The organism is Bacillus sp. cl96 (assembly GCF_900100505.1).
Lineage (GTDB): Bacteria > Bacillota > Bacilli > Bacillales > Bacillaceae_G > Bacillus_A > Bacillus_A cereus.
In genome coordinates, this window is sequence record NZ_FNDM01000002.1 from 150,120 (window position 1) to 164,733 (window position 14,614).

Sequence of the window (14,614 nt, forward strand, 5' to 3'; positions counted from 1 at the left end):
AAAGAGGGTACATATGGCAAAGCGTGGTACGAGAATTGCCGCCTTTTTCCTCATCGTTTTATTAATCGGTGGAGTAATTGGTGCGGCAGGAAAAGACATAGCAAAAGGAATTAGTCTAGGACTAGACCTTCGCGGTGGTTTTGAAATTCTGTATGAAGTAAAACCAGCCAAAAAAGGTGACAAAATCGATCGAGACGTACTTGTAAGTACAGTAGGTGCTCTTGAGAATCGTGTCAATGTTCTCGGTGTAAGTGAGCCGAACATTCAAATCGAAGGGCAAGATCGAATTCGTGTACAGCTTGCTGGTGTACAAGATCAGCAAAAAGCACGTGAAATGTTATCAACACAAGCGAAATTAACATTCCGTGATGTAGATGATAATCTTCTTATGGACGGAACGGATTTAAAAGGCGGCGGAGCGAAGCAAACATTTGATGAGCAAGGCCGTGCGAGCGTAGGTCTTACACTAAAGAGCGCTGAAAAATTCCGTGAAGTAACTGAAAAAATTTCAAAAATGCCACCACCAACGAATTTAATGGTAATTTGGCTTGATTTTGAAGAAGGAAAAGATTCGTACAAAGCAGAATCTGCAAAACCGAATCCGAAGTTCTTATCAGCAGCAACAGTAAACCAAGTATTTAACCAAGCTGAAGTATCTATCGTAGGTGGAAACTTCACAGTTGAAAGTGCGAAACAACTTTCATCTTTATTAAATGCAGGTGCACTTCCTGTTGATTTAAAAGAAATGTATTCAACATCTGTTGGAGCGAAATTTGGTCAACAAGCGTTAGAGCAAACGATTTTCGCTAGTGCGATTGGTATCGCTCTTATTTTCTTATTTATGCTTGTATTCTACCGTTTACCAGGACTTGTAGCGGTTATTATGTTAGGTTTATACATTTTCGTTACATTACTTGTCTTTAACTGGATGCATGCAGTTCTTACGTTGCCAGGTATTGCAGCGTTAGTGCTCGGGGTAGGTATCGCAGTTGATGCAAATATTATTACGTACGAGAGACTGAAAGAAGAGCTGAAAATTGGTAAGTCAATGATGTCGGCATTCCGTGCTGGTAACCATCGTTCATTAGCAACAATTCTAGATGCAAACGTTACGACTCTTGCAGCAGCTGGTGTGTTATTCGTTTATGGTAATAGCTCTGTAAAAGGATTTGCAACAAGTTTAATCGTAAGTATTTTAGTTGGTTTTATTACGAACGTATTCGGTACTCGTTTCTTACTAGGTCTACTTGTAAAGAGCCGTTACTTTGATAAAAAACCAGGATATTTTGGTGTGAAACAAAAGGATATTATTCCATTAACAAAAGGTGTAGTACATCCGCCAACGAGATTTGATCGTATTAATTTCGTAAATATCGGTCATAAATTCCTTATCTTCTCGATTGTAGTTGTAATTGCGGGTGCAATTATCTTACCAATTTTCAAATTGAATCTTGGTATTGACTTTGCGAGTGGTACACGTATCGACTTGCAATCAAAACAAGCCGTTACTGTGTCTGATGTTCATAAAGATTTTAAAGAATTGAACATTGATGTGAAGGAAGAAAATATTGTACCGACTGGAGATGACAATAAAGGTTTCGCAGTTCGTACATTAGGTGTTTTATCAAAAGATGAAATTGCGAAAACAAAAACATTCTTCCACGATAAATATGGTACAGATCCAAACGTAAGTACAGTTTCACCGACAATCGGTAAAGAAATTGCACGAAATGCATTTATCGCAGTACTGATTGCTTCTGCGGTTATCATTTTATACGTAAGTATTCGTTTCCGCTTTACGTATGCGTTATCTGCAGTACTTGCATTATTACATGACGCATTCGTTATGATTGTTATGTTTAGTATTTTCCAACTAGAGGTAGACTTAACGTTTATTGCTGCAGTACTAACAATCATCGGTTATTCTATTAATGACTCGATTGTTACATTTGATAGAAACCGTGAATTATACAAACAGAAAAAACGAGTGCGCGATATAAAAGATCTAGAAGAAATCGTAAATGCAAGTATTCGCCAAACGCTTGGTCGTTCGATTAACACCGTATTAACAGTGTTATTCCCAGTAATTGCACTGCTTATCTTCGGTAGTGAGTCACTACGTAACTTCTCGTTTGCGTTACTTGTTGGATTAATTGTAGGTACGTACTCTTCTGTTTTCGTTGCCTCTCAAATTTGGTTAATGCTTGAAAACCGTCGTTTGAAAAAGGGAAAAAACAAGAAGAAGGTTGAGAAAGTAGAATCTGAACCGCAAGTATAGAAAAGATGATGTCTCTTTATGAGGCATCTCTTTTTTCGTTTGTGGATACAATAAGATAGCAACTTTTTAACAGAAAGAAGATGGAAGAAAGTGGTGGTGTTATCGCTGTTTTTGTTAAAATAAAAAGATAGGTTAAGAAAAGAAGGGATTTTAATTATGGAAAAAGATGAACGTTTTAAACAGGCCGAGTTTGGTGCTATTGTCGGGATCGTTGGTAATATTATATTAGCGATTGTAAAGGCGGTAATTGGTTATATTGGGAACAGTAAAGCGCTATTAGCGGATGCCGTGCATTCTGCATCAGATGTAATAGGTTCGCTAGCTGTACTTTTTGGATTGCGAGCGGCAAAGCAGCCACCTGATGAGGATCATCCGTATGGTCATGGTAAAGCGGAATCGATTTCAGCGATTATTGTTGCGGTATTATTATTTATTGTGGGACTTGAAATCGCGATTTCGTCTATAAAAGCTTTTTCGCAAGAACTAGAACCGCCGAAAGGAATTACGATATTTGCTGTTGTTCTTTCAATCGTCGTGAAAGAAGGAATGTTTCAATATAAATTCCGATTAGGGAAAAGAGTAAACAGTGATGCAATTATTGCAAATGCATATGAGCACCGTTCGGATGTATTTTCTTCAATTGCAGCTTTAATCGGTATTTGTGCAGCTATAATAGGTGGTAAGCTTGGTATAGACTGGCTTGTATACGCTGATCCAATTGCGGGATTAGTTGTTTCACTTCTTGTTGTAAAAATGGCATGGAGCATTGGAGCGGAAGCAATTCATGCAACGCTTGACCATGTTCTTCATGAGGAGGATGTTATTCCGCTTAGAGAAGCAGTTCTTCAAGTAGATGGTGTGAAAAAAATTGGTTCTTTATATGCACGGGAGCATGGTCATTATGTTATTGTCGATATTAAAGTGTCCGTAGATCCATACATTACTGTAGAAGAAGGACACCGTATTGGAAAACATGTGAAAGAAATACTTATGAAACAAGATAATGTACAAAATGTATTCGTACATATAAATCCGTATTCTCCAAATTAAACATCATTAACATTTTAGTATATAGATATTGCATCGTAGTTTGCATTATATTGTCACCCCTTAATCTGTCTTGTATAATGAACAGGTTAAGGGGTGATTTCGTGTTACAACCGAAGACGCGTTGGAAAGAAAAAGAATATAATGACGAGCGAGTGAGTGAATTAGCAAGTAAATTACAGTTATCGCCACTTGTCGTTTCGTTATTCCTCGGTAGAGGACTCGATACAGAAGATAAGATTTTAGATTTTTTAAATACAGAAAATCAAGAATTTCATGATCCATTTTTATTAGAAGGAATGGATAGAACGGTAGAACGTGTAAATAAGGCGATTCAAAATGGAGAGCAAATATTAATATTTGGTGATTACGATGCGGACGGAGTAAGTAGTACGACAGTTTTATATCTTGCTCTTCAAGAATTAGGTGCAGAAGTAGAATTTTACATTCCAAATCGTTTTACAGAAGGGTATGGACCGAACGAAGAAGCATTTCGTTGGGCGCATAGCGCAGGGTTCTCGCTAATTATTACTGTCGATACTGGTATTGCAGCGGTACATGAAGCGAATGTAGCGAAAGAGCTTGGAATAGATCTAATTATTACAGATCACCATGAGCCACCGCCAGAATTGCCAGAAGCACTTGCGATTATACATCCGAAATTAGATGGCGGTGTATATCCGTTTCACTATTTAGCTGGTGTAGGTGTTGCGTTTAAAGTTGCGCATGCACTATTAGGCCGTGTACCAGAACATTTATTAGAGATCGCAGTAATCGGTACAGTAGCCGATTTAGTATCACTTCATGGTGAAAATAGGTTGCTAGTGAAACGCGGTTTAAAACATATGCGTATGACGAGAAATATTGGTTTGAAGGCATTGTTTAAAGTTGCTAACGTTTCGCAAAGTGAAATTACCGAAGAGAGTATTGGTTTCTCAATTGCACCTCGTATTAATGCGGTTGGGCGTTTAGAAGATGCTGCGCCGGCTGTACACCTTTTATTATCAGATGATCCAGAGGAAGCGAAAGAGCTAGCTGAAGAAATTGATGAGCTGAACAAACTGCGAAAAGATATTGTAAAGCAAATTACAGAAGAGGCTATCGCTGAAGTGGAAAATAACTTCCCACCAGAAGAAAATAAAGTATTAGTACTTGCGAAAGAAGGCTGGAACCCAGGGGTAATTGGAATTGTTGCTTCGAAATTAGTTGAACGTTTTTATCGTCCGACGATTGTATTAAGCATTGATCCTATAAAAGAAACAGCAAAAGGCTCAGCACGTAGTATTGCAGGATTTGATTTGTTTGCAAATTTATCAGATTGTAGAGAGTTATTACCACACTTCGGAGGGCATCCGATGGCAGCGGGAATGACGCTACATATGAATGATGTAGATGAATTACGTCGCCGCTTAAATGAACAAGCAGATGCAATTTTAACAGAAGAAGATTTTATTCCAATTACAGCAGTTGATGTTTTTTGTAAAGTAGAGGATGTAACGCTAGCGGCAATTGAAGATATGCAAAAACTAGCCCCGTTTGGTGTTGGAAATCCGAAACCACGTATTGCAGTAAAAGATGCAGAGTTAGAAAGCATTCGCGCAATCGGATCAGATGGCTCTCATTTAAAAATGGCTCTTCGTGATGGACAAGCAACACTGGATACAATTGGATTTGGCTTTGGTGCATATGCGAAAGAAATCTCTCCAGTTGCAAAAGTATCTGTAATAGGAGAAGCGTCTATTAATGAATGGAATAACTTTAAGAAGCCACAACTAATGGTACAAGATATTGCTGTAGAGGCGTGGCAATTATTTGATTGGCGTAGTATGCGTAATGCAGAAGCAAATTTAGCAGAACTTCCGAAAGAAAAAATAACAATGGTGTATTTTTCTGAAGAGGTATTGAATAAATTTTCTTTAGAGAGCTATAAAGAAAAGCTCATGCATGCTTCAGAAGTAACGCATTTAGATGATCAATATATCGTGTTACTTGATTTACCAAAAGGAACAGATGAATTACGTGAGCTATTTAAGGTAGGATTCCCAGCGCGAATTTATACGCTATTTTATCAAGAGAATAACCACTTATTTAGTACAGTTCCGACGAGAGAACACTTTAAATGGTACTATTCTTTCTTAAGCCAAAAAACACCATTTTCTTTAAGACAATATGGAGAACAACTATGTCGTCATAAAGGTTGGTCAAAAGATACAGTAAATTTCATGACACAGGTGTTTTTTGAGTTAGAATTTGTTACAATAAAAGATGGCGTCATTTTTATGGCAGACAAAAAACAAAAGCGTGATTTAATTGAATCGAACACATATCGTGAGAAAATGAACCACTTACAATTAGAAAAAGAATTGGTTTATAGCACATATCAGCAACTATATACATGGTTTGAAACGATTCGTAATCATAAAGAAGTAGAACAGTTAGGGTAAAGGATTTGTATTTACAAACCTTTTAGATCTGAGGAGGATTCAGAAATATGGATTTCAAGCAACATATCGCAATTGTACCGGATTATCCGAAAGAAGGTATTGTGTTTAAAGACATTACACCTTTAATGAATGACGGTAAAGCATACAAAGCAGCAACAGATGCAATCGTTGAGTACGCAAAAGAAAGAGATATCGATGTTGTAGTAGGACCAGAAGCTCGTGGTTTCATTATCGGTTGCCCAGTTTCTTATGCGTTAGAAGTAGGATTTGCGCCAGTTCGTAAATTAGGAAAATTACCACGTGAAGTAATTACAGTTGACTACGGTAAAGAATATGGTAAAGACGTTTTAACAATCCATAAAGATGCAATTAAGCCAGGTCAACGCGTATTAATTACAGATGATCTATTAGCTACAGGTGGAACAATCGAAGCGACAATTAAGTTAGTTGAAGAGCTAGGCGGAGTTGTAGCAGGAATTGCATTCTTAGTAGAACTTACTTACTTAGATGGTCGTAAAATGTTAGATGGTTACGATGTATTAGTATTAGAAAAATACTAATCACTATATAGGTAAAACTACGGTGATAAAAAGTACCCGTGAATCTCTTGGAGAGGAGCGGGTACTTTTGTATAATTGAACAAAAAATTATGGTGAAATGTCAGTAAAATCTTTTCCTTTTCACAATTCACAATCATTGGGTTATAATGATAGAATATAATTTATTCTATTAAATAAAGATAAAGTCAATTTTCAATAAAAGGTGATTCGATGGCAAATGAGCAGGTACTAACAGCTGAACAGGTACTCGAGAAAGCAAGTCAATATTTAGCGGATGAAGATATTGAGCTAGTGGCACGTGCCTATGAATATGCACGTGATGCGCATAGCGAACAATATAGAAAATCGGGTGAACCGTATATTATTCATCCGATTCAAGTTGCAGGTATTTTAGTTGATTTACACATGGATCCAGCTACGGTATCAGCAGGTTTCTTACATGATGTAGTGGAAGATACAGAGATTACATTAGAAGATATTGAACGGGAATTTAACAAAGAAATTGCTATGCTTGTTGATGGCGTTACAAAGCTTGGGAAGATCAAATATAAATCTCACGAACAACAACAAGCAGAAAACCATCGCAAAATGTTTATTGCAATGGCTCAAGATATTCGAGTTATTTTAATTAAACTAGCTGATCGTCTTCATAACATGCGTACATTGAAACATTTGCCTCAAGAGAAGCAGCGTCGCATAGCGAATGAAACGTTAGAAATCTTTGCACCTTTGGCACATAGACTCGGAATTAGTACTATTAAATGGGAGCTAGAGGATACGTCACTTCGCTATTTAAATCCACAACAATATTATCGTATTGTAAATTTAATGAAGCGTAAACGTGCAGAACGTGAAGAATATTTAGACGAAGTAATGACTGGTATTCGTGAGAAATTAAAAGAAGTTGCAATTCAACCTGAGATTTCTGGAAGACCGAAACATATTTACAGTATTTATCGTAAAATGGCACTGCAAAATAAGCAGTTCAATGAAATTTATGATTTATTAGCTGTACGTGTCGTTGTAAATAGTATTAAAGATTGTTATGCTGTGCTTGGAATTATTCATACGTGCTGGAAGCCGATGCCAGGTCGTTTTAAAGATTATATTGCAATGCCAAAAGCAAATCTATATCAATCTCTTCATACGACTGTAATTGGACCGAATGGTGATCCACTTGAAGTGCAAATTCGTACGAAAGAAATGCACGAAATTGCAGAATTCGGGATCGCGGCACACTGGGCATACAAAGAAGGAAAAACAGCAGAAACAACAGGTACATTAGAGAAGAAACTCACATGGTTCCGTCAAATATTAGAATGGCAAAATGAAGCTTCTAATGCAGAAGAATTTATGGAGTCATTAAAAATTGATTTATTCTCTGACATGGTATTCGTCTTTACACCGAAAGGCGATGTAATGGAATTACCACTTGGATCTGTTCCGATTGATTTCGCGTATCGTGTCCATTCGGAAATTGGGAATAAAACAATTGGTGCAAAAGTAAACGGGAAAATGGTGACGCTGGATTATAAATTAAAAACAGGCGACATCATTGAAATTTTAACGTCGAAACATTCATATGGCCCAAGCCAGGATTGGGTAAAACTTGCTCAAACATCTCATGCGAAAAATAAAATTCGTCAATTCTTTAAGAAACAACGTAGAGACGAAAATATTGAAAAAGGCCGTGAACTTGTTGAAAAGGAAGTACGTGGTCTAGAGTATGAGATGAAAGAAGTATTGGCGCCGGATAACTTAAAACGCGTCGCTGAGAAATTTAACTTTGCAAATGAAGAAGATATGTTTGCAGCAGTTGGATATAGCGGAATTACAGCTTCGCAAATTGTTACGCGACTAACGGACAAGTTCCGCAAACAACGCGAAGAAGAAGAAATTGTTGAAGTTAAAGAAGTCCGTAAACCGATGAAAATTCGAAAATGGGATTCTGGTGTAAAGGTAAGCGGTGCTGATAATTTATTAATCCGTTTATCGAAATGCTGTAACCCAGTTCCGGGCGATGATATCGTTGGGTATATTACGAAAGGCCGAGGTGTATCAATTCACCGCCGTGATTGTGTAAATGTTCATACAGAAGAAGCTGTAGAACGATTATTAGAGGTAGAGTGGGAAGGTAGCCCTGAAAAAGAAATTGAGTATAACGTTGATATTGAAATTTCAGGTTACGATCGCCGCGGTTTATTAAATGAAGTACTGCAAGCTGTTACAGAGACGAAAACATACATTTCAGCTGTTTCTGGTAGAAGTGACCGTAATAAGATGGCAACAATTAATATGTCAATCTCGATTCGTAACTTACAACACTTGAAAAAAGTAGTAGAACGCATTAAACGCGTTCCAGAAATTTATGCAGTACGACGCATGATGCATTAATAGGGAGTGTAGAAAGATGAGAGTTGTTTTACAACGATCAAAGAAAGCGTCTGTCACAGTAGACGGTGAGATCGTAGGACAAATTCCGTTCGGTTTAACATTACTAGTTGGCATTACGCACGAAGATACAGAAAAAGATGCAACTTACATTGCGGAAAAAATTGCAAACTTACGTATTTTTGAAGATGAGAGCGGAAAGATGAATCATTCTGTACTTGATGTAGAAGGACAAGTTCTATCTATTTCGCAATTCACATTATACGGAGATTGCCGCAAGGGCAGACGTCCAAACTTTATGGATGCTGCGAAACCTGATTATGCAGAGCGTTTATACGATTTCTTTAATGAAGAAGTTCGTAAACAAGGATTACATGTGGAAACAGGGAAGTTTGGAGCAATGATGGACGTTTCTTTAATCAATGATGGTCCGGTGACCTTAATTGTAGAAAGTAAATAGTGTTCATAAAAAAGAGAGGGTTATATAATCCTCTCTTTTTTATACATTGTTGTATGTTTTGTTCATTTATTTGGAATCAATAGCAGTTTCGGTTATGTATAACTCTCTCATCAATATGGAACAATAAAAAGTAAAACATCCATATTGAATGTGAGGGATATACGTATGCGTATGAATGAAAAAGGGCATTCTGTTACAAATGGTGCAAATCAACTGTTTAACGTGAATTTTCATGATTTTATTTCAAAAGAGCAAAACAATACTTCAATGGAGCTTGCTTCGGAGTTTGGGATTTCTCTTCAAGATGTAAAGCGTTTAAAGAAGCAGATTGAACGTTCTTAGAGCACTTGACAATCCTACTTAACAAACGTATAGTAATTTTATATTTACATATGAATATAACCGTTGATAGAGAAGAGTAAATGAGACACACATGGAAAGAGAAGGAATGTCTTAGGCTGAAAACATTTCTGCATGATGACTGATTGAATGACACTCTAGAGGTTTCAACTTGAACGGCATATATGCTTAGTAGGGATGAACGCATATTTAAGCGTTATTAAAAAAGTGGAAGCATACGTGCTTCAATTAGGGTGGCACCACGGGTATAATACTCTCGTCCCTACTGTTTAAAACAGTAGAGGCGGGAGTTTTTTATTTTTATTAAGATTAAAACAATTTGAGGAGGAACTGAATATGTCTATTCAAATCCCACGCGGAACGCAAGATATTCTTCCAGGCACTGTTGAGTTATGGCAGTATATCGAAGGGCAAGCACGCGAAATTTGCCGTCGTTACAATTATAAAGAAATTCGTACACCAATTTTTGAACACACTGAGCTATTTTTACGCGGTGTTGGTGATACGACAGATATCGTACAAAAAGAAATGTACTCATTCCAAGATCGTGGAGAGCGTAGCTTAACATTACGTCCAGAAGGTACTGCACCTGTTGTACGTTCTTACGTTGAAAATAAAATGTTTGGTGATGCGACACAACCAACGAAATTATACTATATCGGTCAAATGTTCCGTTATGAAAGACCACAAGCAGGTCGCTATCGTCAATTCGTACAATTCGGTATCGAAGCAATCGGCAGTAATGACCCTGCAATTGATGCAGAAGTAATTGCACTTGCTGTTGAATTTTACCGCGGCATGGGCTTAAAAAATATTAAAGTTGTATTAAACAGTTTAGGTGACGCAGCGAGCCGTCAAGCACACCGTGATGCATTAATCGCACACTTTGAGCCACGTATCGGCGAATTCTGTTCTGACTGTCAATCTCGCTTAGAAAAGAACCCACTTCGAATTTTAGACTGTAAGAAAGACCGTAACCATGAATTAATGGGAACAGCACCATCTATTACAGAATACTTAAACGAAGATTCAGCAGTATACTATGACAAAGTTCAAGAACTATTAACGATGATGGATGTTCCATTTGAAAAAGATCCGAACTTAGTGCGTGGTTTAGACTACTATCAACACACTGTTTTTGAAATTATGAGTGAGGCAGAAGGTTTCGGTGCGATCACTACATTAAGCGGTGGTGGCCGTTATAACGGACTTGTACAAGAAATCGGTGGACCAGAAATGCCAGGTATCGGTTTTGCAATGAGTATTGAACGTTTAATTATGGCGCTAAAAGCTGAAAACATTGAATTACCACTTGAACATAGCATTGATTGTTACGTTGTAGCGCTTGGCGAAAAAGCGAAAGACCATGCTGCAAAAGTTGCGTTCGATCTTCGTAAAGCTGGATTGTCAGTTGAAAAAGATTATTTAGATCGCAAAATGAAAGCACAATTTAAATCAGCAGATCGTCTAAAGGCGAAATTTGTAGCTGTATTAGGAGAAGATGAGCTAGATAAAGGTATCATTAACTTAAAAGATATGGCAACAGGTGAACAAGAAGAAGTAGCGTTAGATGTATTTGCTTCATACGTAGCAGAGAAATTAATATAGGGGGAACTTACAGTGGCTGAAAGAACACATGCATGTGGAAAAGTAACAGTAGAAGCTGTTGGACAAACAGTTCAATTAAAAGGTTGGGTACAAAAACGCCGTGACTTAGGTGGATTAATCTTTATCGATTTACGTGACCGTACAGGTATCGTACAAGTTGTATTTAACCCAGAAACATCAAAAGAAGCGTTAGAAGTAGCAGAAACAATTCGTAGCGAATACGTATTACACGTAGAAGGTACAGTTGTTGAACGTGGTGAAGGCGCAATTAATGACAATATGGCAACTGGTCGTATTGAAGTACAAGCAACAAAAGTAAATGTACTAAATGCAGCGAAAACAACGCCAATTATCATTGCTGATGATACAGATGCATCAGAAGATGTGCGTTTAAAATATCGTTATTTAGACTTACGTCGTCCTGTAATGTTCAACACATTCAAAATGCGTCACGATGTAACAAAAACAATTCGTAACTTCTTAGATACAGAAGAGTTCTTAGAAGTAGAAACACCAATTTTAACGAAAAGCACGCCAGAAGGAGCTCGTGACTATTTAGTGCCAAGTCGTGTACATGATGGTGAATTCTATGCATTACCACAGTCACCACAGTTATTTAAACAGCTTCTTATGGTCGGCGGATTTGAGCGTTACTATCAAGTAGCACGTTGTTTCCGTGATGAAGATTTACGTGCGGATCGTCAACCAGAATTCACGCAAATCGATATCGAAGCTTCATTCTTAACACAAGATGAAATTTTAGATATGATGGAGCGTATGATGACGAAAGTTATGAAGGATGCAAAAGGTGTAGAAGTGAGTGCACCATTCCCTCGTATGAAATATGCTGATGCAATGGCTCGCTACGGTTCTGATAAGCCAGATACACGCTTTGAAATGGAACTAACAGACTTATCTGAGTTTGCAGCAGATTGTGGCTTTAAAGTGTTTACAAGTGCTGTAGAAAGCGGCGGACAAGTAAAAGCAATTAATGCAAAAGGTGCTGCAAGTAAATATTCTCGTAAAGACATCGATGCATTAACTGAATTCGTGAAAGTATACGGTGCAAAAGGTCTAGCTTGGCTTAAAGTTGAAGAAGACGGCCTAAAAGGACCGATTGCGAAATTCTTCGGTGAAGAAGATGCAAATGTGTTAATGAGCACATTAGAAGCTACTGCTGGCGACTTATTACTATTCGTAGCAGATAAGAAGAGCGTTGTTGCAGATAGCTTAGGCGCACTTCGTTTACGTCTAGGTAAAGAGCTTGAGTTAATTGATGAAAGTAAATTTAACTTCCTATGGGTAACTGATTGGCCACTACTTGAGTACGATGAAGATGCAGATCGTTACTTCGCAGCTCACCACCCATTCACAATGCCATTCCGTGAAGACGTTGAGTTACTAGAAACAGCACCAGAAAAAGCACGTGCACAAGCATATGACCTTGTATTAAACGGTTATGAGCTTGGTGGTGGATCACTTCGTATTTACGAGCGTGACGTACAAGAAAAAATGTTCAAAGCACTTGGATTCTCACAAGAAGAAGCGCAAGAGCAATTCGGATTCTTATTAGAAGCATTCGAATACGGTACACCACCACACGGCGGAATCGCATTAGGTTTAGATCGTCTTGTTATGTTACTTGCAGGCCGTACGAACCTTCGTGATACAATTGCATTCCCGAAAACAGCAAGCGCAAGCTGCTTATTAACAGAAGCTCCAAGCCCAGTTGCAGAAGCGCAGCTTGAAGAACTGAACTTAAAATTAAGCTTGAAAGAAGAGAAGTAAGAATAGGGTCTAGATGGTTATACTATAACCGTCTAGACTTTTTTTGAGAGGTTGTTTAAAAAGTCCGGTTTAGATAACTGTCGCATCTCATCGTTGCTTCGCCAGTCCGGTGCTCGAGTAGTGTTTCTACACTGCGCTCCTCCTGGCTTCAGCGCCTCGATCTGCTCGGTTCTCTAAATCCTCCTTTTTAAACGTGTATTGAAAGGAAGTTTAAAAAGTCTGGTTCAGATAACTGTCGCATCTCATCGTTGCTTCGCCAGTCCGGTGCTCGAGTAGTGTTTCTACACTGCGCTCCTCCTGGCTTCAGCGCCTCGATCTGCTCGGTTCTCTAAATCCTCTTTTTTAAACGTGTATTTAGGAAGAAATAAAATTCTGGTCTATGTTTTCATTCTCGAAATATGTATTTTTAAGAATTCTATAACTTTTTCTATACAAATAGTCGGAAAAACGCTAGAATACATGGTAGACCATTTTTGTAATAGGAGTGTAGAGCTGAATGTTACATCAATTTTCACGTAATGAATTAGCCTTCGGTAAAGAAGGACTTGAAATATTAAAAAATAGTACAGTCGGTATTTTAGGAATTGGCGGTGTAGGTTCTTTTGCAGCTGAAGCGTTAGCACGTTCTGGCGTAGGACGTCTCGTATTAGTTGATAAAGACGTTGTAGATATTACAAACGTAAACCGTCAAATTCACGCTTTAGTATCTACTGTAGGACGTTCAAAAGTAGAATTAATGAAAGAGCGTATCGCGGACATTAACCCAGAGTGTGAAGTAATTGGACTAGAAATGTTTTATACAGATGAAACATATGAAGAGTTCTTTAAGTACGGTTTAGACTTTGTAGTGGATGCATCTGATACGATTACGTTCAAAATTCATTTAATTAAACAATGTTTACGTCGTAAAATTAAAATTATCTCAAGTATGGGTGCAGCGAATAAAATGGACCCAACTCGTTTCCGTATTGCGGACATCTCTAAAACACATACAGATCCAATTGCGAAAGTCATTCGTACGAAGCTTCGTAAAGAGGGTATTAAAAAAGGTGTAAAAGTTGTCTTCTCTGACGAAAACCCAATCGTAATTCGTGAAGAAGTACGTAAAGAAATTGTACCAGACGAGAATGCAAAAATTCGTAAGGCGAAATTACCGCCTTCATCAAATGCATTCGTACCATCTGTGGCAGGCTTAATTATGGCAAGTCACGTTGTACGTGAACGCATTAAAAACGTAGAAGTGAAACGTGTAGGGCAAGAATAAAAGAAAAGCATATATCCATTTTGGATATATGCTTTTTTATATGTATTAAAGAAATATGAATATTTGCATCACTACTAGTTCAAATGTAAGTAAGGTTAGTAAGCAATAATCATATTTATCTGATTTATAGGCGGATGTCTTTTTTAGACTGTTAATGGTGAAAAGAGCTAAAGTTAGGACGAGAAGGCCAAGAGTTATTTTGAAGATTATTAATGAAATAGCAACCATCTCCCTTTAAAGGTATATGTTTATAATGACATTTTAGTAAAAAATATCCAATCAGTTTTAGGAGTTTCCTTGTATGACAAGGAGGAATGTTATTGTCAATCTTTGTCGTTAAATCGATATCCTTTATTGAATCGTTGATATATTGTAAGTTGTGATAGATATATTTGAAAAATCGTTGATATATTG

The 14,614-nt window shown here is 37.6% G+C and carries 10 protein-coding genes and 1 other annotated feature; all 10 genes read left to right on the forward strand.

Annotated elements, in window-relative coordinates:
* The first annotated feature begins 13 nt into the window (after window positions 1-13).
* The gene (secDF, locus tag BLT20_RS05120) at window positions 14-2,278 is read left to right on the forward strand and encodes a protein translocase subunit SecDF (protein WP_001119066.1); all 2,265 of its coding nucleotides are present in this window, start codon (window positions 14-16) and stop codon (window positions 2,276-2,278) included.
* 156 nt (window positions 2,279-2,434) lie between these two features.
* The gene (locus BLT20_RS05125; protein ID WP_000409743.1) at window positions 2,435-3,328 is read left to right on the forward strand and encodes a cation diffusion facilitator family transporter; all 894 of its coding nucleotides are present in this window, start codon (window positions 2,435-2,437) and stop codon (window positions 3,326-3,328) included.
* A 101-nt stretch (window positions 3,329-3,429) separates the two neighbouring features.
* Complete coding sequence (gene recJ, locus BLT20_RS05130) at window positions 3,430-5,769, forward strand: single-stranded-DNA-specific exonuclease RecJ (protein ID WP_000941229.1); 2,340 nt, start codon at window positions 3,430-3,432, stop codon at window positions 5,767-5,769.
* Window positions 5,770-5,816: 47 nt separating this feature from the next.
* The gene (locus BLT20_RS05135) at window positions 5,817-6,329 is read left to right on the forward strand and encodes an adenine phosphoribosyltransferase (protein ID WP_000346215.1); all 513 of its coding nucleotides are present in this window, start codon (window positions 5,817-5,819) and stop codon (window positions 6,327-6,329) included.
* 210 nt (window positions 6,330-6,539) lie between these two features.
* A complete protein-coding gene (relA, locus tag BLT20_RS05140; RefSeq protein ID WP_073339384.1) occupies window positions 6,540-8,723 on the forward strand; it encodes a GTP diphosphokinase in 2,184 nt (727 codons plus the stop codon).
* 16 nt (window positions 8,724-8,739) lie between these two features.
* On the forward strand, window positions 8,740-9,180 hold the full coding sequence (locus tag BLT20_RS05145) for a D-tyrosyl-tRNA(Tyr) deacylase (protein WP_001266965.1): 441 nt from the start codon (window positions 8,740-8,742) through the stop codon (window positions 9,178-9,180).
* 165 nt (window positions 9,181-9,345) lie between these two features.
* Window positions 9,346-9,522 (forward strand): hypothetical protein, encoded by a 177-nt coding sequence (locus BLT20_RS30495; RefSeq protein ID WP_001242605.1) that lies wholly within the window; start codon window positions 9,346-9,348, stop codon window positions 9,520-9,522.
* A gap of 54 nt (window positions 9,523-9,576) precedes the next feature.
* Window positions 9,577-9,807: a binding site (T-box leader), on the forward strand.
* A 69-nt stretch (window positions 9,808-9,876) separates the two neighbouring features.
* A complete protein-coding gene (gene hisS, locus BLT20_RS05155; protein WP_000027084.1) occupies window positions 9,877-11,148 on the forward strand; it encodes a histidine--tRNA ligase in 1,272 nt (423 codons plus the stop codon).
* 12 nt (window positions 11,149-11,160) lie between these two features.
* Window positions 11,161-12,936, forward strand: a complete 1,776-nt coding sequence (gene aspS / locus BLT20_RS05160; RefSeq protein WP_000840891.1) for an aspartate--tRNA ligase — start codon at window positions 11,161-11,163, stop codon at window positions 12,934-12,936.
* A 496-nt stretch (window positions 12,937-13,432) separates the two neighbouring features.
* Window positions 13,433-14,200, forward strand: coding sequence for a tRNA threonylcarbamoyladenosine dehydratase (locus BLT20_RS05165; protein WP_000903179.1), 768 nt, complete (start codon window positions 13,433-13,435; stop codon window positions 14,198-14,200).
* Window positions 14,201-14,614 lie beyond the last annotated feature (414 nt).